This is a genomic window from Mesorhizobium sp. M0306 (assembly GCF_040321655.1).
In the GTDB taxonomy this organism is placed as follows: Bacteria; Pseudomonadota; Alphaproteobacteria; order Rhizobiales; family Rhizobiaceae; genus Mesorhizobium.
Genome location: NZ_JAMYRY010000018.1, coordinates 27,001 through 51,179, shown reverse-complemented (window position 1 = coordinate 51,179; position 24,179 = coordinate 27,001). Strand labels below are relative to the sequence as shown.

At 63.4% G+C, this 24,179-nt stretch carries 27 protein-coding genes; 14 read left to right on the top strand and 13 right to left on the bottom strand.

Features of this window, described 5'->3' with window-relative positions; all coding sequences use genetic code 11:
• The first annotated feature begins 7 nt into the window (after positions 1-7).
• Entirely contained in the window at positions 8-577 is a 570-nt protein-coding gene (locus NKI95_RS22210) for a GNAT family N-acetyltransferase (protein WP_352719375.1), read from the top strand.
• Positions 578-581: 4 nt separating this feature from the next.
• Here the strand turns inward: NKI95_RS22210 and NKI95_RS22205 are convergent, their stop codons facing one another.
• Together NKI95_RS22205 and NKI95_RS22200 are read right to left on the bottom strand one after the other, a co-directional pair.
• A complete protein-coding gene (locus NKI95_RS22205; RefSeq protein WP_031212724.1) occupies positions 582-968 on the bottom strand; it encodes a DUF2794 domain-containing protein in 387 nt (128 codons plus the stop codon).
• Between the two features lie 653 nt (positions 969-1,621).
• Positions 1,622-2,371, bottom strand: a complete 750-nt coding sequence (locus tag NKI95_RS22200; RefSeq protein WP_352719374.1) for a DUF1223 domain-containing protein — start codon at positions 2,369-2,371, stop codon at positions 1,622-1,624.
• 175 nt (positions 2,372-2,546) lie between these two features.
• Here NKI95_RS22200 and NKI95_RS22195 point away from each other — a divergent pair, with 175 nt between their 5' ends.
• Positions 2,547-3,218, top strand: coding sequence for a ceramidase domain-containing protein (locus NKI95_RS22195; RefSeq protein WP_352719373.1), 672 nt, complete (start codon positions 2,547-2,549; stop codon positions 3,216-3,218).
• A 59-nt stretch (positions 3,219-3,277) separates the two neighbouring features.
• Here NKI95_RS22195 and acnA read toward each other — a convergent pair whose 3' ends face one another.
• The gene (gene acnA / locus NKI95_RS22190) at positions 3,278-5,968 is read right to left on the bottom strand and encodes an aconitate hydratase AcnA (protein WP_352719372.1); all 2,691 of its coding nucleotides are present in this window, start codon (positions 5,966-5,968) and stop codon (positions 3,278-3,280) included.
• A 282-nt stretch (positions 5,969-6,250) separates the two neighbouring features.
• Here acnA and ccmA point away from each other — a divergent pair, with 282 nt between their 5' ends.
• From ccmA to NKI95_RS22170, 4 genes are all read left to right on the top strand, one after another.
• Positions 6,251-6,859, top strand: a complete 609-nt coding sequence (gene ccmA / locus NKI95_RS22185; RefSeq protein ID WP_352719371.1) for a heme ABC exporter ATP-binding protein CcmA — start codon at positions 6,251-6,253, stop codon at positions 6,857-6,859.
• 46 nt (positions 6,860-6,905) lie between these two features.
• Positions 6,906-7,571, top strand: coding sequence for a heme exporter protein CcmB (gene ccmB, locus NKI95_RS22180; RefSeq protein ID WP_352719370.1), 666 nt, complete (start codon positions 6,906-6,908; stop codon positions 7,569-7,571).
• Positions 7,572-7,696: 125 nt separating this feature from the next.
• The gene (ccmD, locus tag NKI95_RS22175) at positions 7,697-7,864 is read left to right on the top strand and encodes a heme exporter protein CcmD (protein ID WP_352719369.1); all 168 of its coding nucleotides are present in this window, start codon (positions 7,697-7,699) and stop codon (positions 7,862-7,864) included.
• A complete protein-coding gene (locus tag NKI95_RS22170; protein ID WP_352719368.1) occupies positions 7,861-8,433 on the top strand; it encodes a DsbE family thiol:disulfide interchange protein in 573 nt (190 codons plus the stop codon). The genes ccmD and NKI95_RS22170 overlap by 4 nt, the downstream gene beginning before the upstream one ends.
• 186 nt (positions 8,434-8,619) lie before the next feature.
• Here the strand turns inward: NKI95_RS22170 and NKI95_RS22165 are convergent, their stop codons facing one another.
• The gene (locus NKI95_RS22165; RefSeq protein ID WP_352719432.1) at positions 8,620-8,952 is read right to left on the bottom strand and encodes a hypothetical protein; all 333 of its coding nucleotides are present in this window, start codon (positions 8,950-8,952) and stop codon (positions 8,620-8,622) included.
• Between the two features lie 97 nt (positions 8,953-9,049).
• Between NKI95_RS22165 and NKI95_RS22160 the strand changes: the two genes are divergently transcribed.
• Positions 9,050-9,967: an SMP-30/gluconolactonase/LRE family protein gene (locus tag NKI95_RS22160; RefSeq protein WP_352719367.1), complete on the top strand. Its 918-nt coding sequence runs from the start codon at positions 9,050-9,052 to the stop codon at positions 9,965-9,967.
• A gap of 32 nt (positions 9,968-9,999) precedes the next feature.
• A complete protein-coding gene (locus NKI95_RS22155; RefSeq protein WP_254817859.1) occupies positions 10,000-10,209 on the top strand; it encodes a tautomerase family protein in 210 nt (69 codons plus the stop codon).
• Positions 10,210-10,490: 281 nt separating this feature from the next.
• Here the strand turns inward: NKI95_RS22155 and NKI95_RS22150 are convergent, their stop codons facing one another.
• The 8 genes from NKI95_RS22150 to NKI95_RS22115 all read right to left on the bottom strand — a co-directional run bounded on the left by NKI95_RS22150 (position 10,491) and on the right by NKI95_RS22115 (position 17,748).
• The gene (locus tag NKI95_RS22150; RefSeq protein ID WP_352719428.1) at positions 10,491-11,024 is read right to left on the bottom strand and encodes an NADPH-dependent FMN reductase; all 534 of its coding nucleotides are present in this window, start codon (positions 11,022-11,024) and stop codon (positions 10,491-10,493) included.
• 40 nt (positions 11,025-11,064) lie between these two features.
• Positions 11,065-11,685 carry a pyridoxamine 5'-phosphate oxidase family protein gene (locus NKI95_RS22145; RefSeq protein ID WP_352719366.1) on the bottom strand — a complete coding sequence of 207 codons (621 nt, stop codon included), beginning with the start codon at positions 11,683-11,685 and terminating at the stop codon, positions 11,065-11,067.
• A 67-nt stretch (positions 11,686-11,752) separates the two neighbouring features.
• On the bottom strand, positions 11,753-12,418 hold the full coding sequence (locus NKI95_RS22140; protein WP_352719365.1) for a septation protein A: 666 nt from the start codon (positions 12,416-12,418) through the stop codon (positions 11,753-11,755).
• A 60-nt stretch (positions 12,419-12,478) separates the two neighbouring features.
• Positions 12,479-14,236: a signal recognition particle-docking protein FtsY gene (ftsY, locus tag NKI95_RS22135; RefSeq protein ID WP_352719364.1), complete on the bottom strand. Its 1,758-nt coding sequence runs from the start codon at positions 14,234-14,236 to the stop codon at positions 12,479-12,481.
• A gap of 11 nt (positions 14,237-14,247) precedes the next feature.
• Positions 14,248-15,549 (bottom strand): tRNA (N(6)-L-threonylcarbamoyladenosine(37)-C(2))-methylthiotransferase MtaB, encoded by a 1,302-nt coding sequence (mtaB, locus tag NKI95_RS22130; protein ID WP_352719363.1) that lies wholly within the window; start codon positions 15,547-15,549, stop codon positions 14,248-14,250.
• Positions 15,549-16,433, bottom strand: a complete 885-nt coding sequence (dapF, locus tag NKI95_RS22125; RefSeq protein ID WP_352719362.1) for a diaminopimelate epimerase — start codon at positions 16,431-16,433, stop codon at positions 15,549-15,551. Before dapF ends, mtaB begins: the two co-directional genes overlap by 1 nt.
• A 74-nt stretch (positions 16,434-16,507) precedes the next feature.
• Positions 16,508-16,669, bottom strand: a complete 162-nt coding sequence (locus NKI95_RS22120; RefSeq protein ID WP_352719361.1) for a DUF1328 domain-containing protein — start codon at positions 16,667-16,669, stop codon at positions 16,508-16,510.
• A 68-nt stretch (positions 16,670-16,737) separates the two neighbouring features.
• Positions 16,738-17,748 (bottom strand): MBL fold metallo-hydrolase, encoded by a 1,011-nt coding sequence (locus tag NKI95_RS22115; RefSeq protein WP_352719360.1) that lies wholly within the window; start codon positions 17,746-17,748, stop codon positions 16,738-16,740.
• Positions 17,749-18,051: 303 nt separating this feature from the next.
• On the opposite strand from NKI95_RS22115, the gene NKI95_RS22110 reads away from it, so the two are divergent.
• Positions 18,052-18,591 (top strand): protease inhibitor Inh/omp19 family protein, encoded by a 540-nt coding sequence (locus NKI95_RS22110; RefSeq protein WP_292660650.1) that lies wholly within the window; start codon positions 18,052-18,054, stop codon positions 18,589-18,591.
• A gap of 145 nt (positions 18,592-18,736) precedes the next feature.
• Positions 18,737-19,939, top strand: a complete 1,203-nt coding sequence (gene zapE / locus NKI95_RS22105) for a cell division protein ZapE (protein WP_352719359.1) — start codon at positions 18,737-18,739, stop codon at positions 19,937-19,939.
• A gap of 31 nt (positions 19,940-19,970) precedes the next feature.
• On the opposite strand, the gene NKI95_RS22100 is transcribed toward zapE, so the two are convergent.
• A complete protein-coding gene (locus NKI95_RS22100) occupies positions 19,971-20,399 on the bottom strand; it encodes a GNAT family N-acetyltransferase (protein ID WP_352719358.1) in 429 nt (142 codons plus the stop codon).
• A gap of 232 nt (positions 20,400-20,631) precedes the next feature.
• On the opposite strand from NKI95_RS22100, the gene mdh reads away from it, so the two are divergent.
• Genes mdh through sucD form a run of 4 tightly spaced genes read left to right on the top strand, consistent with a single transcriptional unit; the run spans position 20,632 to position 24,163 of the window.
• Complete coding sequence (mdh, locus tag NKI95_RS22095; RefSeq protein ID WP_352456335.1) at positions 20,632-21,600, top strand: malate dehydrogenase; 969 nt, start codon at positions 20,632-20,634, stop codon at positions 21,598-21,600.
• Between the two features lie 41 nt (positions 21,601-21,641).
• On the top strand, positions 21,642-22,835 hold the full coding sequence (gene sucC / locus NKI95_RS22090) for an ADP-forming succinate--CoA ligase subunit beta (RefSeq protein ID WP_352719357.1): 1,194 nt from the start codon (positions 21,642-21,644) through the stop codon (positions 22,833-22,835).
• A gap of 4 nt (positions 22,836-22,839) precedes the next feature.
• Positions 22,840-23,211, top strand: a complete 372-nt coding sequence (locus NKI95_RS22085) for a cupin domain-containing protein (RefSeq protein ID WP_352468092.1) — start codon at positions 22,840-22,842, stop codon at positions 23,209-23,211.
• 49 nt (positions 23,212-23,260) lie between these two features.
• The gene (gene sucD, locus NKI95_RS22080) at positions 23,261-24,163 is read left to right on the top strand and encodes a succinate--CoA ligase subunit alpha (protein WP_352719356.1); all 903 of its coding nucleotides are present in this window, start codon (positions 23,261-23,263) and stop codon (positions 24,161-24,163) included.
• Positions 24,164-24,179: the final 16 nt, after the last annotated feature.

The following is a 24,179-nucleotide window of genomic DNA, read 5'->3' as shown; positions in this document are numbered from 1 at the left end:
ATAAATTATGAGCAGCATCACCTTGCGGGCCGCGACGTCGGCCGATCTCGACCGGATCACGGAAATCTATGCCGACGCGGTGACGAATGGCACGGCGAGCTATGAACTCGAGCCACCAAGCCGCACCGAGATGGGCGCGCGCTTCGACAACCTGATAGCGGGCGGCTTTCCCTATCTCGTTGCGGAAAAGGCCGGCGGCGTGCTCGGCTATGCCTATACCGGGGCGTTCCGGCCGCGCCCGGCGTACCGCTTCGTCGTTGAGGATTCCGTCTATGTGGCGCCCGAGGCCAAAGGGCACGGCGTCGGGCTGCTCTTGATGCAAGGGCTGATCGAGGCGGCCAAGGCGGCGGGTTTTCGCCAGATCATCGCGGTGATCGGCGACGGCCGGGCCGACAGCGCCTCGGTACGGTTGCACGAGAAGCTCGGCTTTCGTCATTCCGGCCGCCTGGAAGGCTCAGGGTATAAGCACGGACGCTGGCTGGATACGGTGTTCATGCAGTTGCCGATCAATGGCGGGGCGTCCATCCCGCCCGATCCGCAATCGCTGCCCGAGCGGAAGTTCCGCGAACAAAAATAAGAGGTTACGCCTCGACCAGCTTCAGCGTTCGGTCGAACACGCCAAGTACCCGGCCGAGCTCCTGGCCGCGCTTGAGGATGCGCCCGCCGGCGGCGATGACGGCGAACGCGCCTTGCCGGCGCGCCAGCTTCGGATCCTTGACGATCTGGAAAAGCGGCACTTCGCTGGTGCGGCGGAAGACAGAAAAAACAGCGCGGTCGGCGAGATGGTCGATGGCATAGTCGCGCCACTCGTTGGCGGCAACCATACGGCCGTAGAGCCTGAGGATCTGGTCCAGTTCGCGCCGGTCGAACCGCACCGGCTGGTCGAGGCGTTCGCGTCTTGCCTCATGCAGCGGGATCAATATTGCGGATGCGTCCCCATCCTCCGTCCCGCTGCTGCGATCAGTCATGCCTGGATCCTCGCAATGAATCGTACGCCGACCAAAGTTGGCGCTTTCGCTGCCGAATTGCAAGGCCCGGCCGGGCAAGGCCAGCACCGCGCGGTTTCTCCAGCGTCCAGTCACGTTTGCGAAACGCCTGTTGGAATTGGTGATGCTTTGCCACAATCCTGCCTTTTTTTATCCGTGCTCATGCCCCAATGTCCGACGAATTTACCGGCGTTGCCTGAGACGGTTCGGTCCGGCACCGGCTCGTAAACCCCAAGCCCCCCGCCCACGGGTCTGCGTCGGATCGAACCAACCTCGGTTTTTCCTTGGAAAGATCGGGTGCGACGATCCCAAAACCTAAATGACCGGCGTCAGAAGCAAGCTGACGCCGGTTTTTTATTGGCCGGCCGCTGGGATCGCCTCCGAAAGCGGGGCACGTTAAGACGGCCATGCGAGGGCCCTTAATTGCGTTATGACCGTCGGTCTGCGCAGCCCCTCATTGCCCTGCCGGGCATTTCTCCCCGTATAGCGACGGGGAGAAAGACGCAGTCGGCCACGGTTTTGCCAATCACCAGCGTTGCACGAAGAACGCCGATGCCGCGGCCAGTTCCCTTCTCCCCGTCACTGTACGGAAGAAGGTGCCGGCAGGCGGATGAGAGGCAGCGCGACGTTTCAGTTCAAGGCTTGCGGATAAAGGCTGCACCCAGGATCGGACCGAGCATGCCGTCCTTGCCGACCGACTGCAGCAGCACGGCGCAGCCGCCCTTCTTGGCGATCTCGCTCATTGGCAGTTCGTAGCGCTGCGCCTTGCCGTGCCACATGCCGGCGGTCTGGATGCTGGAGACGGCGTTCCAGTAGGTCATGCTGCGGCCGCTGTTTTCGCCCTTGCCGATCTTTATCGTCTGCGGCGGATTGAAATAGACGATGACGACATGCGCGTCGGTGGGGCCGGTCACGGCGTCGCCGGCATCGATCATGACGCGATCGCTGGTCCGGCTGACCTTGATGCCGACGCGCATGCCTTCGCCGACCCTCTCCATGCGTGCCAGCGTGCCGTCGACTTCCTTGCGACTGGCGCCGTTGACATGGCTGCGACCGTTTATGACGGCTTGCGGGGTGTAGACGGAACGGCTGCCGAAGGCGCGCATATACTCATATTGCCGCTCGGTATTTTCCTTGCGGCTCAGCGTGTCCTGCCAGCCGAGGTAATCCCAATAATCGACATGATAGGCGAGCGCGACGATGTTCTCCTTGGCGGCGAGCTCGGCGAAGAATTCGTCGGCCGGCGGACAGGAATTACATCCCTGGCTGGTGAAGAGCTCGACGACGCCTAATGGCTTGTCGGTTGGCTCGGCAAGGGCCCTGCCGGCAAACGCCGAGAGGGCCAGCGCAAGGGCCGCAAGCCGCAATGGTCTTCGAGATGACATGGCCGTTCCGATCCCGCCGGTGACGCCGGCTTTGTTCTGATTGTCGAAATATGTGGCAGAAGCGGCAGTCAACGGGAAGTCACGTTGCGGTGAAATTTTGCCGTTGCAACCGCTGGCAAGGGCGCAATAGGTGGACTTGCACTTCACCATGGAAGCGATTCGGGCGGCAATCAGCATGTGGCAATCTCTCCTGGCGCCGGTCGACCTCTATTGCGAACGGACGGGGCCGGAATTCTGGGCCGAACCGCTCAATGCGCTGAGCAATCTGGCTTTTTTTGCCGCCGGGCTATGGGGTGTCTGGCAGGTGCGCAAGCGCGGCACCGGCGCCTTCGCCGAAGTGCTGGCCTGGTGGGTGGTGGCGATCGGCGTCGGCTCGTCGCTGTTCCACACCTTTGCCACAAGGGCAATGATCCTGGCCGACGTGGTGCCCATTGCAGGGTTCACGCTGGCCTACACGCTGTTCAACCTGCGACGTTTTCTCGGCATGAAATGGGGCAGGGCGATCGCCATCTTCGTCGCCTTTTACGCCGTTGCCGGGCTGGTGACCTTTGCCGTGCCGGACTGGCTGCGCCAGGCGTCGAACGGGACGACCGGCTACCTGCCGCCCTTCCTGGCGCTTGCCTTCTTCGGCGCCTGGGTGGCGGCCAGCGGCAATCGCGCCGGCTGGTACAATCTAGCGGGTTCGGCGATCTTCGTCGTGTCGGTCATCTGCAGGATGATCGATCCGCTGGTCTGCGGCGGCTTTCCGCTCGGCACGCATTTCCTGTGGCACATATTCAACGGGCTGATGCTCGGCGTGCTGCTGGCGGCGACGGCGCGGTTTGGAAAGCCGGGAATAGGGGAATAGGGGAAGCGTTCCCTACTCCCTTACTGCCTTACCTGCCCTACTCCCGTACTCCCCTCTCTCTATGCTGCCAAATCGCGCAGCACGTATTGCAGGATGCCGCCATTCTTGAAGTAGTCGAGCTCGTCCAGCGTATCGATGCGGCAGATGATCGGAACCTCTTTGACGCTGCCATCGCCATAGGTGATCCTGGCGATCATCTTCTGCCGCGGCTTGATGTTGCTCAGTCCGTCGATCTCGACCAGTTCGTCGCCCCTGAGGTTGAGCGAGGCCCATGAGGTGCCTTCCTCGAAGACGAAGGGGATGACGCCCATGCCGACCAAATTGGAGCGGTGGATGCGCTCGAAGGACTGGGCGATGACCGCGCGGACACCGAGCAGATTCGTACCCTTGGCCGCCCAGTCGCGCGACGAGCCGTTGCCATATTCGACGCCGGCGAAGATGACCAGCGGCACGCCCTCCTTCTTGTAGTGCATGGCTGCGTCGTAGATCGATTCCTCTTCCTTCGACGGGTAATGGATGGTGTAGCCGCCCTCGCGGCCGTTCTGGCCCAGCATATGGTTGCGGATGCGGATATTGGCGAAGGTGCCGCGCATCATCACCTCGTGGTTGCCCCGGCGCGTGCCGTACTGGTTGAAATCGGCGACGCCGACGCCGTGGTCGGTGAGGTACTTGCCGGCCGGCGATGCCGCCTTGATCGAACCGGCCGGCGAAATGTGGTCGGTGGTGATCTTGTCGCCGAACAGGCCGAGCACACGCGCGCCCTTGATATCGCCGATCTTGCCGAAGCCTGACGTCATGCCGGCGAAATAGGGCGGGTTCTGCACATAGGTCGAATTGTCGTCCCAGGCATAGGTCTGGCCTTCCGGCGCCTTGACGTTCTGCCAGTACTCGTCGCCCTTGAAGACGTCGGCATATTTGCGGGCGAACAATTCGCGCGTGACGTTCTTCTCGATGAATTCCTGGATCTCGACCGAACTCGGCCAGATGTCTTTGAGATAGACCGGATTGCCGTTGCGATCCTCGCCGAGCGGCTCGGTAGTCAGATCCTTGGTCACGGTCCCGGCCAGCGCGTGGGCGACGACCAGCGGCGGCGAGGCGAGATAGTTCGCCTGCACGTCGGGCGAGACGCGGCCTTCGAAATTGCGGTTGCCGGACAAGACTGCCGCAGCAATCAAGCCCTTATCGTTGATGGTCTTTGAGATCGGCGCCGGCAGCGGGCCGGAATTGCCGATGCAGGTGGTGCAGCCGAAGCCGACCAGGTTGAAGCCGATCTGGTCGAGCTCCTTCTGCAGGCCGGATTTCTCGAGATATTCGGCGACGACCTGGCTGCCCGGCGCCAAGGAGGTCTTGACCCACGGCTTCTGCTTGAGGCCGAGCCGGTTGGCGTTGCGCGCCAACAGCCCGGCGCCGATCAGCACGCTCGGGTTCGAGGTGTTTGTGCAGGAGGTGATGGCGGCGATGACGACATCGCCATGGCCAAGATCGTAGTCCGTGCCTTCGACGGCATAGCGCTTGTCGATTTCGGCGGCCTTCTTGTATTCGGTCTCCATGGCCTTGGCGAAGCCGGCCGGAATGTCTTCAAGTGCGACCCGGCCTTCCGGCCGCTTCGGACCGGCCATCGACGGGACGACACTGCCGAGATCAAGCTCGAGCAGGTCCGTGAAGACCGGATCGGCCGAGCCGGCATCGCGCCACAAGCCTTGCGCCTTCGAATAAGCCTCGACCAGGGCGATGCGGCTTTCGTCGCGACCGGACATGGTGAGGTAGCGGATAGTCTCGCTGTCGACCGGGAAGAAACCGCAGGTGGCGCCATATTCCGGCGCCATGTTGCCGATGGTGGCGCGGTCGGCCAGCGTCATGTTGGACAGGCCCGGCCCGAAGAATTCGACGAACTTGCCGACGACGCCCTTCTTGCGCAGCATCTGGGTGACGGTGAGCACCAGGTCGGTAGCGGTGACGCCTTCCCTCAGCCTGCCGGTGAGGCGAAAGCCGATGACTTCCGGCAGCAGCATGGAGACCGGCTGGCCGAGCATCGCGGCCTCCGCCTCGATGCCGCCGACGCCCCAGCCGAGCACGCCAAGACCGTTGATCATGGTGGTGTGCGAATCAGTGCCGACGCAGGTGTCGGGATAGGCGGTGGTCTCGCCGTCTTCGCTGTTGGTCCACACGACCTGGCCGAGGTACTCAAGGTTGACCTGATGGCAGATGCCAGTGCCGGGCGGCACGACGCGGAAATTGCGGAAGGCCTGCTGGCCCCATTTCAGGAATTTGTAGCGTTCCTCATTGCGCTCATACTCAAGCTCGACATTGCGGGCGAAAGCCATCGGCGTGCCGAACTCATCGACGATGACCGAGTGGTCGATGACCAGATCGACCGGCACCAGCGGATTGATCTTTTGCGGGTCGCCGCCGAGCGAGGCCATGGCGTCGCGCATGGCGGCAAGGTCGACCACGGCCGGAACGCCGGTGAAATCCTGCATCAGCACGCGAGCCGGGCGATAGGCGATCTCGACGCCGGCGGTGCCCCGGTCGGTCAGCCAGCCGGCGACCGCCTGGATGCTCTCCTTGGTAACGGAACGGCCGTCCTCGTTGCGCAGCAGGTTCTCCAGCAGCACCTTCATCGAATAAGGCAATTGGGCAATGCCGGTGAGGCCGTTCTTTTCGGCCTCGACAAGATCATAGTAGATGTACTCGGTGCCGCCGGCGGTCAGCGTGCGGCGGCAATTGAAGCTGTCGAGTGATTTGGACACGTGCGATCCCTAACTGTCGGTTGCCGGGAGGAAACGGACGCCAGTGGGCATGCAAATCACGCGCAAAGGTGCGGGTACGGCCATTTCCGCTGTCCGTTCCCAAGCGTCCGGGCCGTTCAAGGCGGCACGCGCGCTGGTTCGGCGCAAATTCGGTTCCCGTGCCGACCGCTGGCACGGATGATGCGGATATAGAGAATTTTCTGGAATAGTTCTAGACACGGAATTGCCATTTTTGCTGCGGCGCATCGAAGCCGCGCTTGAACTTTCGGCGAAGGGGAACGGATGCGGCTGATCGCCGAAAATCTGGGCGGCGAACGCGGCGGCGAGACGGTATTTTCCGGCATCGAATTCGCGCTGGGGGCTGGCCAGGCGCTGGTCGTCACCGGGCCGAACGGCGCCGGCAAATCGACGCTGCTCAGGATCATCGCCGGACTGTTGCCGGTGGCGGCAGGCCGTGTGCGATTCGAAGGCGGTGGCGAAGACTTTCCGTCGGCCGCCTCGGCCTGTCACTATCTCGGTCACCTCAACGCCATGAAGACGGCGCTGAGCGTTACTGAAAACCTGCGCTTCTGGCGCGATTTTTCGGGCGCCGGTTCCGCGGGTGTTGAAGAGGCGCTGGAGACCGTCGGGCTGGGCGGCATCGGCCATCTGCCGTTCGGCTATCTCTCGACCGGCCAGCGCCGGCGTGCGGCGATTGCAAAACTGTTGGTCAGCCACCGGCCATTGTGGCTGCTGGACGAGCCGACGGCAGGACTGGACAAGGTTTCTGAGGAGAGATTCGGCGGGCTAATGCGGAAGCATCTCGAGAGTGGGGGGATCGTGGTTGCGGCGACGCATCTGCCGCTGGGGATCGAGGGGGCGAAGGGGCTTGTGATGGGGATGGTTGGGTGATGCCGGCAGGACAGAGGGGGGTGCCTGGGCGAAAGCATCTCACACCATGCTAGCCCTCTTCCTCCGCGACATCCGCCTGAGTATCCGCGCCGGCGGCGGGGCGCTGACTGGCGTGATTTTCTTTCTCGCCGTCATCGCGACCATCCCTTTCGGCGTCGGTCCCGACCTGAAGCTGCTAGCCCGCATCGGCCCGGCGATCCTGTGGATCGCCGCCTTGCTTGCCTGCCTGCTTGGCCTCGACCGGCTGTTCCAGGCCGACCGCGAGGACGGCTCGCTCGATCTTCTGGTGCTTGGCAACGACCGGCACATGCTGGCCCTGACCGTGCTGACGAAATGCCTGGCGCATTGGACGGGAAGCGTGCTGCCGCTGGTCATCGCCGCTCCCCTGCTCGGCCTGTTCATGAACATGGAGCCGGCCGGCATCGGCGCCACGGCGCTGACGCTTCTGGTCGGCACGCCGGCGATCACCTTCATCGGTGCTGCCGGTGCAGCGGTGGCAGTGGCGTTGCCGCGTGGCGGGCTGCTGATCTCGGTGCTGGTGCTGCCGCTGATCATTCCCGTGCTGATCTTCGGCGTATCGGCCAGCTATGGCGCGGTGGCGGACCCCGATCCCTTCCTGCAGCCCTTCCTCATTCTTGCCGCGCTGACCTTGTTCCTTGCCGTGCTCGGGCCGGTGGCGGCGGCGCTGGCGCTGCGGCACGGAACGGATTGAGGCGTCGCCTCAGCTCATGCCTGCGGCGCGGCGAACAATTGCGGAGCCGATGGCGCGGCGTTAAGAGAAGACATGTCGGAACAAGGCGAGACGGACCGGTTGGAAAGCGCCGCGGAGCGAAAAGCATGAGCGTACATGCGCTTTATGTCACCGCCGCCTATGTGATCACGGCCGTGGTGCTGGCCGGGCTGATCGGCTGGATCCTGCTCGACCAGCTCGGCCGCAAGCGAGAGCTTGCCGAGCTGGAGGCATCCGGCGTACGGCGGCGCTCCGATAAGGCAGCAAAATCATGAGCACGGAAACGGAAACACCGGCGCGCCGCCGCCTGATCGTGCTGCTGCCGCTGCTGGTCTTTCTCGGGCTGGCGGGATTGTTCCTGGCCCAGCTCTTGTCCGGGCGCGACGTTTCGGAAGTGCCGTCGGCGCTGATCGGCCTGCCGGCGCCGCAGACCAACCTGCCGGCGCTCGAGGGCACCAATTTGCCGGGCCTCGATTCAAAACAGTTCGTCGGCAAGGTGACGCTGGTCAACGTCTTCGCGTCCTGGTGCGCGCCGTGCCGCGAAGAGCACCCGGTGCTGCTGGCGCTGTCGCAGGACAGACGCTTCGTCATGGCCGCGCTGAACTACAAGGACCAGCCGGAAAACGCCCGTCGGTTCCTTGGCGATCTAGGCAATCCGTTCCAGGCGATCGGCGTCGACCAGGCCGGGCGCACGGCGATTGACTGGGGTGTCTACGGCGTGCCGGAGACCTTCGTCATCGGCAAGGATGGCAAGATCGCCTACAAGCATGTCGGGCCGCTGACGCTGGACTCGGCGCGGACGCTGCTGCTGCCCGAAATCGAGAAGGCGCTGGCGGCGCGTTGATATTCAGGTGATGCCGGCCTGCAAATGGCGGCTTCCTGCGCTTCCGGTGCTCGCGTACCCAAAGTACGCTCCGCTCCGGTTCTCGGAATCCACCTGTTTGGTCGCTGCGCGCCCGTCTTCGACTCCGACTCGGCCTGACCTGAATATCAACGCGCCTAGGCGCGGCCGAGTTACTCGACCGAAGATTTAGCCGTAGATCTGCTTGTGGACCTGATAGAGCATTTCGCTGCGGTCGGCGCGCATGTCGGCGAGGTCGCGGCTGCTGAAGCTGTCGATTTCGGCGACGAGGCGGTTGTAATGCCGGCGCTTGGCGATGCTGGCGCGAGCGCGGCTCATGAGGCTGTCGATGATCATAGCGAGTTTCCTTTTGCGCCGCATTTCGCGGCCAGTTGTTCCTCCCTTGATCGATGCGAAGCATGACATAGTTATGGTGCGTTGCAAAAATAAGATGTTGCAATGCACCATTGCGCTGGGCGCATAGCCGGTTAAAGGGATGTGACCTGCCGTCCGGGCCAGCATTCGCTCCATAATGCTTCTGACGCATCATCGATCTTGCCATATCGATCGCAGGCTGGCTTGATCGCGGCTCGCCAAGCGACTGATACCGGGAGGAACCATGGCCAGCGAATTCTACGAAGTCCTAGACCCGCGCTTTTCGCGGCTGTTCAACGGCAATGCACAGGTCGACCGGCTGTTTACCGGCTGCCGATGGGCGGAAGGACCGGCCTGGTTTGCGGCCGGGCGCTATCTGGTCTGGTCCGACATCCCGAACAATCGCATGCTGCGTTACGACGAGACCGACGGCAGCGTCAGCGTGTTCCGTCAGCCGTCCGGCAATTCCAACGGCAACACCGTCGACCGGCAAGGCCGGCTGGTTACTTGCGAGCATTCCGGCCGCCGCGTCAGCCGCACCGAGCATGACGGCTCGGTCATCACCATCACCGACAAATGGCGCGGCAAGCGGCTGAACTCGCCCAATGACGCGGTGGTCAAGTCCGACGGCTCGATCTGGTTCACCGATCCGAGCTACGGCATCGATACCGATTACGAGGGCGACAAGGCCGAAAGCGAGATCGGCGCCTGCCATGTCTACCGGGTCGATCCCGGCACCGGCGGGACCGAGGCGGTGATCACCGACATGGTCAGGCCCAACGGGCTCGCCTTCTCGCTCGACGAGAGCAAGCTCTATGTCGCCGATACCGGCCGCACGCATGGTGCGCAAAACCCGGCGCACATCCGGGTGTTCAATGTCGGCCAGGGCGGCAAGACGGTCTCAGGCGAAAAGGTCTTTGCCGACTGCACCGCCGGCCTGTTCGACGGTTTCAGGCTAGATGCGGACGGCCGCATCTGGACCAGTGCCGCCGACGGGGTCCATTGCTACGATCCAGACGGGACGCTGATCGGCAAGGTCAAGGTACCGGAAGTCGTTGCCAATTGCGTGTTCGGCGGCAACAAGCTGAACTGCCTCTACATCGCCGGCACGACCTCGCTCTACATGGTCCGGCTCATGGTCAACGGCGCCAAAACCTACTGAGCGGCCGCCAAGCATATCCAAGGGAGGGAACCATGCCATTCGTGAATATCCGCCTGGTCAAGGAGGTGATTGCCGATGACCCGGCCGGCAAAAAGGCCGCGATCGCCGCCCAGGTGACGGCGGCCATCACCGGCGTCACCGGCCTGACCAACAATGATGTCTGGGTGGTCTTCGAGGAGGTCGCTGCACGCGACTGGTTCGTCGGCGAGACCGACGTTGAGACGCGGAGGGGCAAGGGATAGCTCCCGGCACAGATTGGCCGCAGCCCCTAGCGTCGTCATCCCAGGGCGGAGCAGGAGCGAAGCTCCGTCGCGGAGACCCTGGGATCCATGCCGTGACCTACCAGTAGAACAGCGGTGCGATTCTGTTGCCAGCGCGCCGGTGTAATGTCCAACGTCAGGCCTCTGGCGGCCTTCCCGAACCGCTGCATCTCCGACGAATGTTACGGCATGGATCCTAGGGTTTGCGCCGCGTCGCTTCGCTCCTTGCTCCGCCCTAGGATGACGAAAGCACGGTCCGGCGTTCACCGCGAGCGGATGAACTCCGCGAAGGCGGATAGGGTATCGCGCATTGTCTGCCTACTTGCCGGTTCCGCCAGGATTTTCTCCACCTCCGGCGGTCTCTTGCCGAGCAGACCGATTTCGAGCGCTGCTTCCTCATAGAGCGCAAAAGACATTGTCCGCATGATCTCGGCCAGTGCGGCGCGAGCAAACAGCGAGCGCGGCGAGGCATGGACCAGCATGGCCGGTTTGCCGACGGCGGCATCGTGCGACACCAGCCAGTCGAGCGCGTTCTTCAGGCCGCCTGGCACACCGTGGGCATATTCCGGGCAGGAGACGATGACGCCGTCAGCGGCGGTGACCGCATCGATCAGCGCCGCTGCTTGCGGCGGCGTCCGCTCGCCTTCGTCGTCGGGGTTGAAAATCGGCAGCCGGCCAAGCCCGTCGTAGACGGAGACGTGACAGTCCGGCGGCGCGTTTTGCGCGAGTGCCGCGATCAGGCCCGAATTGGTCGAGGCGGCGCGCAGGCTGCCGGAGATGGCGAGGATGTTGAGCAAAGGAATGGAGACCGGCTTGGGCGATTCGTTGCCGGGCACGCTACCACATGGTCTTCCTGTATTCCCCGTCCAACCAGCGGTCGGTCGCCTCGGCCGAGTCGGCGAGCGCCAGCTGGTCGCGCAGGATCTGGCCGAGCGTCGGCAGCGTCGCGCGGTCGTACCAGCTCTCCGGCTTCCATAGTTCGGAGCGCATGAAGGCCTTGGCGCAATGCATATAGGCGGCCTTGACCGTCACCACGACGACACTTTGCGGTGCCTTGCCGTCGACCGCCAGCCGCTCACGCAATGCCGCATCGACGGTGATGCGGGCATCGCCATTGACACGTAGCGTTTCGTTCATGCCGGGAATGAGGAAGAGCAGCCCGATCGAGGGATTGAGAAGGATGTTCTCCAGCGTGTCGAGCCGGTTGTTCCCGGGCCGGTCGGGGATGGCGATGGTCTTCTCATCGAGCACTGTTACGAAGCCCGGCCTGTCGCCCTTCGGCGTCACATCGGCATTGCCGGCACCGTCGGACGAGCCGATCAGCACGAAAGGGCTCTTGCCGATGAAGGAACGGCAGTGGCCATCCAGGGCCTTCAGCTCCTTGCGGATCGAGCCGTCAGTCGGCCGAGGCGTCTTGTAGATCGTCCTCAACTCGTCGCGCGTGGCGATGAATTCCATGCCCCTCTCCTCTTATTCTGACGCAATTCCGGACGGAAAACCGCTACACACTTTTCCTGGAATTGCTCTATTTGCCGGCCTTCTCTTCCTTGCCGGCCTTGTCCTCGAGCGAATGGCGCAGGATCAGCGGCATTTGGCTCAACGTGAAGACAAGGGTAACGGGAATCGTGCCCCAGACCTTGAAATAAAGCCAGGCTTCCTCAGAAAAGTTGCGCCACACAACCTCGTTCAGCGCAGCCAGAAAAAGGAAGAAGAGCCCCCATCGGAAAGTGAGCTTGCGCCAGCCTTCGGCGTCGAGATTGAAGGCGGAATCAAAGACATAGCCCAAGAGCGATCTGCCAAACGCCAACCCGCCAAGCAGCGTGATGCCGAACAGGCTGTTGATGATTGTCGGCTTCATGAAAGCGAAGGTCTTGTCCTGCAGCCACAGCGCCAGCGCGCCAAACACAAACACCACGATGGCCGAGACCAACGGTATGATCGGCCAGCTGCGCGTCAAAATCCACGAAACGCTGAGCGACAGCGCCGTCGCCACCATAAAGAACGCTGTGGCAATCAGGATAGGCTCGCCGATATGGCCGAGGATCGGAAACTTCCCGACAAGCCACGCGCCGCGGATGGTGGTGAAAAAGAACACCAGGCCAGGCCCGAGTTCGAGCAGGAATTTCAGGCCCGGGTTCAACGCCTTGCGTCGCGGATCGGACGGATCGCCTTCGAGGATGGGTGGGTTCATAGGGTCCTTCTTACGCACGATCCAATCCAAAAAGCCTGCAGCTTTTTGGGATCATGCTCGTCAAGCTACGCCAGCGATCGCCCTGGCGAATTCGCTTGCGGAAAAGGGTTCGAGGTCGTCGACCTGTTCGCCGACGCCGATGAAATAGACCGGCAATTTGTGCTTTGCCGCGATCGCCACCAGAATACCGCCGCGCGCCGTGCCGTCCAGCTTGGTCATCACCAGGCCGTTGACGCCGGCGACATTGCGGAAGATCTCGACTTGGTTGAGCGCGTTCTGGCCGGTGGTGGCATCAACCGTCTGCAGCACGGTGTGCGGCGCTTCCGGATCGAGCTTGCCCAGCACCCGGACGATCTTTTCCAGTTCCGCCATCAGCTCGGTCTTGTTCTGCAGCCGCCCGGCGGTGTCGATGATCAGCACGTCGGAGCCGGCCTCCTTCGCCCGCTCGAATGCGTCATAGGCGAGGCCGGCGGCGTCGGCGCCGAGCTTCGAGGCAATGACCGGCGAGTTGGTACGCTCGCCCCAGATCTTCAGCTGCTCGATCGCGGCGGCGCGGAAGGTGTCGCCGGCGGCGAGCATCACCGAGAGGCCGCCATCGGTGAGCTTTGCCGCCAGCTTGCCGATGGTTGTTGTTTTCCCCGTGCCGTTGACGCCGACGACCAGGATGACATGCGGCTTGTGGCTGAGGTCCAGCTCCAGCGGCATGGCGACGTGGGTCAGCACCTTTTCCACTTCGGCCGCCATGATGGCGCGGACTTCGGTGTCGGAGACGTCCTTGCCGTAGCGGCTGGCGGAGAGCGCGTCGGTTACGCGCAATGCCGTCTCCATGCCGAGATCGGCGCGGATCAGCACATCCTCCAGGTCCTGCAGCGTGTCGTCGTCCAGCTTGCGTTTGGTGAAGACGCCGGCGATGTTGCCCGACAATTCTCGGGAAGAGCGGGCAAGCCCGTCTCGCATTCGCTGGAACCAGGAGCGCCTCGGAGCCGGTTCGGGCGCCTTCTGGGGCTCGGCTTTCTGCTCGACCTTCTTAGTTACGGTCACCTTACCGGGGGCGGGTTTTGGCTCCGGCGATGGTTGCGGAATGGCCTCTGGTTCGGGCGCGATCTCGGTCAAGACCGGTTTCGTTTCGACCGGGGCGGGCTGGCGGATTGGAGGCGGGATTTCGGCCGGCGGCGCTTCGGGCGCTGGTGGCGTGACTTCGGCCGCGGGTGCCGCGTCTTGCGCAGGTTGGAGCTGCCCTTCACCCTTACCCTCTCCCCGTGAGGTACGGGGAGAGGGGGGCGTCAGCGTTGCAGCTTCTTCTTCGCCGCTTTCAAAAGGAGGCTCGGCGTTACGATCAGCCCCCTTCTCCCCGTCACTATACGGGGAGAAGGTGCCGGCAGGCGGATGAGGGGCAGCGCCAGCTTCCGTGGACGGAGGCTCGGGCTGAACGATCTCCGGCTGCTCCGGCTCAGGAACTGGCTCGGGAGCGACGGGTCCGGCCCGGATCTCCTCCGGCTCTTCAGCAGGCGTTTCCGGCTCGGGCTGGATGTCTGGCTCGGGTGGAATGGTCGGCGACGGTTCGGGCTTCGGCTCTTCCGCGGGCGCCGGTTGCGGTGCCGGAGGCAACTCCGGTTCGACTGGCGGTGGAGGTACGGCTTCGACTTCGGGCCGCGGCTCTTCGCGTTTCAAAAACTCCGGGACGGCCTGCTCGGCGGCCGGCTTCAGCGCTTCCAGTTCATCCCATTTGATCGGCGGCAGCGGTGCGGCCTCGTCGGGCCGCTCTTCGCCGACTTCCTTCTTGCCGAACGAAAATATCTTCTTGAAAAACCCAGCCATGTCTTGCGCTCTCAGGCGGCGCGAGCGGTAAGCGGCGCGGCGATCAGTCGGATACCGTCATGGCCCGCGATATCAGCCTCGACGATGTCGCCCGGCGTGCCCGCCGACAACACGGCCAGTGTAAACCCCTCGGTGCGGCCAAGGCCGTCACGCTCGACCAGGATCGACTGACGCGTTCCAGCGAGCGAGGCAAGATGGCGGCGATAGGCGGCCTCGCCGGCGGCGCGCAGGCGTGCCGCGCGTTGCTTGACGACGTCGCGGCGGAGCTGCGGCATGCGCGCGGCGGGCGTGCCCTGGCGCGGCGAAAACGGGAAGACATGGAGATGCGTCAGGCCGCATTCCTCGACGATTTCCAGCGAGTTTTCCAACATTGCGTCCGTCTCGGTCGGGAAGCCAGCGATAATGTCGGCGCCGAAAACGATGCCGGGGCGCAGTTTGCGCACATCCTCGCAAAAGCGGATCGACTGGTCGCGGCTGTGCCGGCGCTTCATCCGCTTCAGTATCATGTCGTCACCCGATTGCAGCGACAGATGCAGATGCGGCATCAGCCTGGGCTCGGTGGCGATGGCGTCCAGCAGATCGTCATCGGCCTCGATCGAATCGATGGAGGAAAGCCGCAGGCGTTTCACGTCCGGCACCTGCTTCAGGATGGTCTTGACTAATTTGCCAAGCTTCGGCGCGCCCGGCAGATCTGCGCCGAAACTGGTCATGTCGACGCCGGTCAGCACGATCTCGGCATAACCATTGCCGACGAGTCGCTTGACCTGCTCGACCACGGCGCCCATCGGCACCGAGCGCGAATTGCCGCGACCGTAAGGAATGATGCAGAAGGTGCAGCGGTGGTCGCAGCCGTTCTGCACCTGGACAAAAGCGCGCGCCCGGCCGTCGATGGCGTCGACCATGTGGGCGGCCGTCTCGCGCACCGAAAAGATATCGTTGACGCGCGCCTTCTCGGTGTCGTTGACGCCGAAATCCGGCAGCGCGCGATAGGAATGCGCCTTCAGCTTCTCTTCATTGCCGAGGACGAGATCGACCTCGTCCATGGCGACGAAATCCTGCGGGCCGGTCTGTGCGGCGCAGCCGGTGACGATGATGCGGGCCTGTGGATTCTCGCGGCGAGCCTTGCGGATTGACTGCTTGGCCTGGCGCACCGCCTCACCGGTGACGGCGCAGGTATTGAAGATGATGGCGCCGCCTTCGAGGCTACCGAGGCCGGCACTTTCCGCCTCGCGCCGCATCACCTCGGATTCATAGGTGTTCAGCCGGCAGCCGAAGGTGACGACGTCGATACCCCTGTTGCCAAGAGGAGCCATCAGGCGGCGCTTTCGGTGTCGCGCGCCCACGCCCCGGTCGACGGATCGAAGCTGCCGGAAAATTCCCATTCGGCGGCACCGGTCAGGATGACTTGGTCGTCGTCGCGCCACAAAACATGCAGCGAGCCGCCGCCGGGCGTCATCAGCGTGACGCTGCGGCCGGTGCGCCGGGTGCGGGCCGCAGCGACCACGGCGGCGCAAGCGGCCGAGCCGCAGGCCTTGGTCAGGCCGGCGCCGCGCTCCCAGGTACGGATGACCATGGTCTCAGGCGAAGTCACCTGCGCGATGGTGATGTTGGCGCGCTCGGGGAAGATCGGGTGGTTTTCGAGCAGCGGGCCGAAGCGCTCGAGCTCGTAGGACCAGACGTCGCGGTCGACCCAGAAGATGGCGTGCGGATTGCCCATCGAGACGACCGAAGGCGAATGCAGTACCGGGGCATCGATCGGGCCGATCTGCAGCTCGATCATGCGGGTGTCGCGGAATTCCTCGGCCAGCGGGATGTCCTGCCAGCCAAAGCGCGGCCTGCCCATGTCGACCGAGATCATTCCGTCGGCATGTTCCTCGGCATTGAGGATGCCGGCGACTGTTTCAAAGGCAAATGTCTTCTGGCCGGTCTCAGCCGCGAGCGCCTGGACGACACAACGCATGCCGTTGCCGCAGGCTTGCGCGCTGGTTCCGTCGGAATTCAAGATGTCGATGAAAAAGGCGGTGCCCGGCGTCCTGGGGTCGTGGATCGCTATGATCTGGTCGAACCTGGTCGCCGCATCGGCATTAAGCGCGACGGCTGCCGCAGGCGTCACCCGATCGGCACGGCCACGCATATCGGCAACGATGATTTCGTTGCCGATGCCGTTCATCTTGGCGAAAGGGGCCGCGCTTGCCATCGATCGAAAGGTCTCTTGCCGGTTTGGCGCCTATATGGCGGATAGCGGCAGAAATTACCAGCGCGGCGTGATTTTCAAGTCACCACGAAGACGCCAAGCACGATCAGCAGGAAGATGATCAGCACGATGCCGATGAGGATGCGCGCGCCGGTTGCGGCGGCTCCGGCCAGTGCCGGCATGCCGAGCAGGCTCGCCGCGGCCGCGATAATCAAAAGAATGATGATCCACCTGATCATGAGAGACCTCGCAGCCGACAGGTTTGAACACCTACAAACGTCTATGTGATGCCTTAGGTTCCGCCGCGCTAGACCTCCGGCACGTCCCAGACTTCGCCCGGCCGCAAGGCGCGAAAACGTTGCCGCGGCAGGCCGGCAGCATCGAGCGCTTCGCCGAGCTTTCTGGGCGGCTCATCGATCGACTCGTTGGTGAGCCGGAACGTGCCCCAGTGACAGCCGGCGGCATAGGCGGCGTTGCACAAAAGCATGCCTTGCACCGCCTCCTCCGGATCCTGGTGATGCGGCGCCATGAACCAGCGCGGCTCGTAGGCGCCGATCGGCAGGATGGCGAGGCGGAACCCGCCGTGCTTTTGCGCCATCAGCCGGTAATTGATTCCACCGTGGAAGCCGGTATCGCCGGCGAAATAGATCTTTGCGTCGGGTGTCTCGACGACGAAACCCGCCCACAGCGCCATACGCCGGTCGCGTGTACCGCGGGCCGACCAGTGGTGCACCGGCTCGACATGGACGGCGACGCCATCGCCGATATCGACCCGGTCGCCCCAGTCATGCGCGGAAAGCCGCATACGGGGCACGGCAGCGCCGATGATTGTGTCGTTGCCAAGCGGCGTCAGCAGCAGCGGGTCGTGTCTTGTCTTCAGGCGCTTCAACGTGGCGAGGTCGAGATGGTCGTAATGGTTGTGGCTGACCAGCACGAGGTCGATCGGCGGCAAATGCGAAAAGGCGATGCCCGGTGGATTGACGCGTTTCGGACCGGCGAAGGAGAGCGGCGAGACGCGTCGCGACCAGACCGGGTCGGTCAGGATGTTCAGGCCGGCTGTCTGGACGAGCAGCGAGGAATGACCGACCATGGTGAGGCGCAGCGCAGAACCATCGAGGCGCTCGACCGGTCTTGCCGGTGGAAACGGGCTCGGATCCGCCGCCGGCCATTTCGAGCGCTCGCGACTCAATTGCCATTTCAACAGATCGGCAAAGCGACCCGGCGGCCGGCCGTCGGGATTGAAGAACAAGGTGCCGTCGAAATGATCGCTGGGCGGGCCGCTGTAATAGCGGTTGGCGGCTCTCTTTCTCGCGGCCAAGAAATCGGCTCCCTGCAGTTTGCTGATCGCCAAGAGATAATGCCGGAGCCGGCCCGCGCAAGCATTTGAGGTGAACGCCAAGGTTTTGGCGCCGGTGCGCCGTATCGCATCAACCGGAGGTGCCGGCCAAACGGCCAAGGCGTAACGCAATTCAGGCAATGTGCATTTTGCGACAAATTTGCAACATTAGCGGCGCAAACCGTATTTTAACCATATCGGGTTGAAATTTCGCCACCTTCTCCATCTTGGTGAGGGGGACATTGCGCGGACGGCACCCCCAGCCCGATCCGACGGAGGTTGAGAATGAAATTTTCGAAAACCGGCCTGCTGGCCGTATCGCTGGCCGCGCTCGTTGCGAGCGGCTGTTCAACCTCACGGTTCACATCAATGGACGACCAGCAGCCGGCGCCCCTGGAACCTGCGCCTGCCGGCAAGGTGACCGCAAACCAGCTGCCGCCGCCGGCAACACCCGGCCCGGCCGATCCGTCGAAATTTCCAACCGCACCGCAGAACACCCAGGTCGCCTCGCTGCCGCCGGACGGGACGGCTCCGGCCGGTGCGGCCGACCTTACCGCGTCCAGCGTCGCCGGCGTGTGGAAGGCAAGCGTGTCCGGCCAGAGCTGTCAGGTGGCGACGCCGCAGACGAAATTCGGTTCGGGCTACCGCGCCGGACCGCTGCATTGCCCGGCGCCGCTCGACGGCATCAAATCCTGGAACGTCGCCGGCAAACAGCTGACGCTCTTTGACGAGAACGGCGGCACGCTGGCACGGCTCTATTCCTCGGGCGGCGAGAAATTCGACGGCCAGACTTCCAACGGCCTGCCGATCTCGCTTACAAGGTAAGAGAACGGCCCCCCGTTGTTACGCAATTCCGGACGGAAAACCGTTACACATTTTTCGTGGAATTGCTCTCTTTTGTTTTTTACGCAATTCCGGACAGAAAACCGCTACACACTTTTCTTGAAATTGCTCCGGAACGACGTGACCGATGCATCTGCGTGACGGCCTCCAGACCCATGCGACCGTCAAGCAGCGCTACGACCATCTGGTCGAGACGGGCGCCATCGGGCGCGATCCGGCGCAGGAGCGGATCGCCGCTGCGCTCGACCGGCTGATCGAAGAGATATCGGCAAAGCGGCTGGCGCAGAAATCAAGCGCGCTGGGGTGGTTGTTCGCCCGCAAGCGCGAAGTGCACGAGGCGGTCAAGGGCCTCTATATCCATGGCGGCGTCGGCCGCGGCAAGACCATGCTGATGGACATGTTCTTCGAGCTGCTGCCGGCGCGGCGCAAGCGCCGGGTGCATTTCAACGACTTCATGGCCGACGTGCAGGACCGCATCCAGAAGCACCGGCAGGCTCGCAAGAACGGCACGGCCAAGGAGGACGACCCGATCCCACCGGTGGCGCGCGCGCTGGCCGAGGAAGCCTGGGTGCTGTGCTTCGACGAGTTCTCTGTCACCGACATCGCCGATGCGATGATCCTGTCCAGGTTGTTTTCGGCGTTGTTTGCCAATGGCGTGGTGCTGGTCGCCACCTCCAATGTCGCGCCGCAGGATCTCTACCGCGACGGCCTGAACCGCCAGCTGTTCTTGCCGTTTGTCGCTATCCTGGAGCGCCACGCGCAGGTGCTGGCGCTGGACGCCGACAAGGATTACCGCCTCGACAAGCTCAGCCGCATGCCGGTCTACGTCACCCCAGCCGATGCCGCCGCCGACCATGCGCTCGACGACGCGTGGGCGGTGATGACGCATCGCAGGCCGACGGCCGAGACGATGCTGACGGTGAAGGGCCGGCACGTCGTGGTGCCGCATGCTGCCGGCGAGGCGGCGCGGTTTTCCTTCGCCGATCTCTGCGAGAGGCCGCTCGGCGCCCGCGACTATCTTGCCATTGCCAGCCGTTTCTCGACCATCTTCATCGACCATGTGCCGGTGCTCGGCGAAGGCAAGCGCAACGAAGCCAAGCGCTTCATTCTGCTGGTCGATACGCTCTACGATCATCATGTACGGCTGGTGATGAGCGCCGCGGCACCGCCGGCGCAGCTCTATACGGCCAAGCGCGGCAACGAAGTCTTCGAGTTCGAGCGCACAGCATCGCGGCTGATCGAGATGCAGAGCCACGACTGGCTGGAGGACTGGGCGGAGAGGCAGAGGGCGCAGGCATCATCGACGGAGGCACGGCAGGCTCAGGCGTGAGGGATAGTACAGAAGGGGGCGCTGCCGGCGCCTATAATCGATAAACATACATGACGAACCCCTCCGCCAGCCCATGCGGCTCTTTTCGCGACTCGTAAAGTGCGCGAGCAGCAACATTGTCCGGCTCGGTGCCGACCCACGCCTCCTCACAGCCATGCTCGCGACCGAGTGCGAACATGGCGCCGAGCATCCTCGTCGCAATACCCTGGCGTTGAAAGGCCGGCGCCACGCCGACCTCGTCTATGTAGAGTTCGCTCACTTTGTCCGGGTGGCGGTGGATGACGGCTGCGCATTGGCCAACGACGATGCCGTCGGCGAGGGCCACGACCATGAAATGACCGGGCTCCGCGAGATAGGCGGAGAGCCGATCCGGCCTGACCGGCTCGTCGAAGACTTCGTCGGCAACCCGCATCACAAGGGCGTCATCGCCAGGAAACAGCCTTCTGATTTCCAGTGCCATTGTGTAGAATTCCTCTAGTCGGCTTCAGAATTTTGACGTTTACGTAATTCCCATTGTTTCTAACCGATTGAAATTACTCACTCCAAAATAATCGTTTGAATTTTTGTGCGGCCGGGGCTATTGCGTGCGGCGAATTTCGCGGTTCCGCAGCATTCCGGCCTCTTCCTCCGACGCCGTCATCAAATCGTCAAGGATTTGGGCGCCGTCATAGTCAAAGGGAAAACATCCTGACATGGCACGCAACAAGATAGCGCTCATCGGCTCGGGCATGATCGGCGGCACCCTCGCCCACATGGTCGGCCTCAAGGATCTCGGCGACGTCGTGCTGTTCGATATCGCCGAGGGCATCCCGCAAGGCAAGGGGCTGGACATCGCGCAGTCGTCGCCGGTCGATGGGTTCGACTCCAGGCTGACCGGCGTCAACGACTATGCCGGCATCGAGGGCGCTGACGTCTGCATCGTCACCGCCGGCGTGCCGCGCAAGCCCGGCATGAGCCGCGACGATCTTCTGGGCATCAATTTGAAGGTGATGGAGCAGGTCGGCGCCGGCCTCAAGAAATACGCGCCGAAAGCCTTCGTCATCTGCATCACCAATCCGCTCGACGCCATGGTCTGGGCGCTGCAGAAGTTTTCCGGCCTGCCGAAGAGCCATGTCGTCGGCATGGCCGGCGTGCTCGACAGTTCGCGCTTCCGCTATTTCCTGGCCGAGGAATTCAAGGTCTCGGTCGAGGATGTCACCGCCTTCGTGCTCGGTGGCCACGGCGATTCCATGGTGCCGATGATCCGCTATTCCACCGTTGCCGGCATCCCGCTGCCCGACCTCATCAAGATGGGCTGGACCTCGAAGGAGCGGCTCGACCAGATCGTACAGCGCACCCGCGACGGCGGCGCCGAGATCGTCGGCCTGCTCAAGACCGGTTCGGCCTTTTATGCGCCGGCCGCCTCGGCCATCGCCATGGCCGAAGCCTATCTCAAGGATAAGAAGCGGGTGCTGCCCTGTGCGGCGTACCTCTCCGGCCAATATGGCGTCAAGAACACCTATGTCGGCGTTCCCGTGGTGATCGGCGCCGGCGGCGTCGAGCGGATCATCGAGATCGAGCTCGCGAAGAGCGAGCAGAAGATGTTCGATAATTCGGTCGCGGCGGTGCAGGGCCTGTGCGACGCCTGCGTCAAGATCGCTCCGCATCTCGCGGCCAAGTAAGCCGGCAACCAAGCCCGCCAAGCAAGCTGGAGACATAGCGCATGAACATCCATGAATATCAGGGCAAGGCGCTGCTGAAAGGCTTTGGCGCACCGGTGGCCGAGGGCGTGCCGGTGTTCAAGGCGAGCGAGGCGGAAGCTGCCGCCAAGGCTCTGCCCGGCCCGCTCTATGTGGTCAAGAGCCAGATCCATGCCGGCGGCCGCGGCAAGGGCAAGTTCAGGGAACTCGGCCCCGATGCCAAGGGCGGTGTCAGGCTGGCGAAGTCGGTAGCCGAGGTCGTCGCCAACGCCAAGGAGATGCTCGGCCACACGCTGGTCACCAAGCAGACCGGCCCGGCCGGCAAGCAGGTCAACCGGCTCTATATCGAGGACGGCGCCGACATCGAGCGCGAGCTCTATCTGTCGATCCTGGTCGACCGCTCGGTCGGGCGCGTCGCCTTCGTCGTCTCGACGGAGGGCGGCATGGACATCGAGGCGGTCGCGCACGACACGCCGGAAAAGATAATCACCGTCGCCATCGACCCGGAAAAGGGCGTGACGGCCGACGATGTGAAGAAGCTCAACGCCGCACTGAGGCTCGACGGCGACGCCGCCAAGGATGGCGCCATGCTGTTTCCGATCCTCTACAAGGCGCTTGTCGAGAAGGACATGAGCCTGCTCGAGGTCAATCCGCTGATCGTCATGAAGAGCGGCCGGCTGCGCGTGCTCGACGCAAAAGTGTCGTTCGACAACAACGCGCTGTTCCGTCACCCGGACGTGCTCGAATTGCGCGACACCACCGAAGAGGACGAGAAAGAGATCGAGGCGTCGAAATACGACCTCGCCTATGTCGCGCTCGACGGCAATATCGGCTGCATGGTCAACGGCGCCGGCCTCGCCATGGCGACGATGGATATCATCAAGCTCTACGGCGCCGAGCCCGCCAACTTCCTCGATGTCGGCGGCGGCGCGTCCAAGGAAAAAGTGACGGCGGCGTTCAAGATCATCACCAAGGATCCGGCGGTCAAGGGCATTCTGATCAACATCTTCGGCGGCATCATGAAGTGCGATATCATCGCCGAGGGCGTTATCGCAGCGGTCAAGGAGGTCGGCCTGCAGGTGCCGCTGGTGGTGCGGCTGGAAGGCACCAATGCCGAGCTCGGCAAGAAGATCATCAACGACAGCGGGCTGAACGTCGTGTCGGCCGATGACCTCGATGATGCGGCTAAGAAGATCGTGGCGGCGGTGAAGGGCTGAGCCTGTGCCTCCGCATAAGATAAACCTCGTCGAGGCGGCCGATGCGAAGATCAAGAAGGTCTTCGATCCGCATATTGCCGGCGACGTGAATGACAGCCAGGTCAAGATCGCCAAGTTCGGCGACGTCTTCGATTGGCACGCGCATGACAATGAGGACGAGGCCTTCCTGGTGCTGCGCGGCCGCATCGCCATCGATTTCCGCGACGGCACGGTGGAGCTTTCCAGCGGCGAGTTCATCGTCGTGCCGCGCGCCGTCGAGCACCGGCCGCGCTCGCTGAGCGAAGAACCTGTGGTGTTGATGTTCGAGCCGGCGACGACGCTCAACACCGGCAATGCCAACAGCGACCTCACCGTTGCGGATCTGAAGCGGTTGTGACCATGAGCGCGCGGCCTTCCCCGATCAACGGTTTTTGAAAAGGACCATCATGTCCATTCTCGTCGACAAGAACACCAAGGTGCTGGTGCAGGGCCTGACCGGCAAGACCGGCACGTTCCATACCGAACAGGCGCTGGCCTATCACGGCACAAAAATGGTCGGCGGCATCCACCCCAAGAAAGGCGGCGAGACCTGGACCGGCGCCAAGGGCGAGGCACTGCCGATCTTCGCCACCGTCGCCGAAGGCAAGGCCAAAACCGGCGCCAACGCTTCGGTCGTCTACGTGCCGCCGGCGGGTGCCGCCGAAGCGATCCTGGAAGCGATCGAAGCCGAGATCCCGCTGATCGTCTGCATCACCGAGGGCATACCGGTGATGGACATGATCAAGGTCAAGGCGAGGCTCGACCGCTCGAAATCGCGGCTGATAGGGCCGAACTGCCCCGGCGTGCTGACCCCCGACCAATGCAAGATCGGCATCATGCCCGGCAACATCTTCCGCAAGGGTTCGGTCGGCGTTGTTTCACGCTCGGGAACGCTTACCTATGAGGCGGTGTTCCAGACCACCAATGTCGGCCTCGGCCAGACCACCGCCGTCGGCATCGGCGGCGACCCGGTCAAAGGCACGGAGTTCATCGACGTGCTGGAGATGTTCCTCGCCGACGACGAGACCAAGTCGATCATCATGATCGGTGAGATCGGCGGTTCGGCCGAGGAAGACGCCGCGCAGTTCCTCAAGGACGAGGCAAAGCGCGGCCGCAGCAAGCCGATGGCCGGCTTCATCGCCGGCCGCACGGCGCCGGCGGGCCGCACCATGGGCCATGCGGGCGCGGTCATCTCCGGCGGCAAGGGCGGCGCGGAAGACAAGATCGCGGCGATGGAATCGGCCGGCATCAAGGTTTCGCCATCGCCGGCCCGGCTGGGTACGACCCTGGTCGAGGCGATCAAAGGTTAGGGGAGTAAGGGAATAG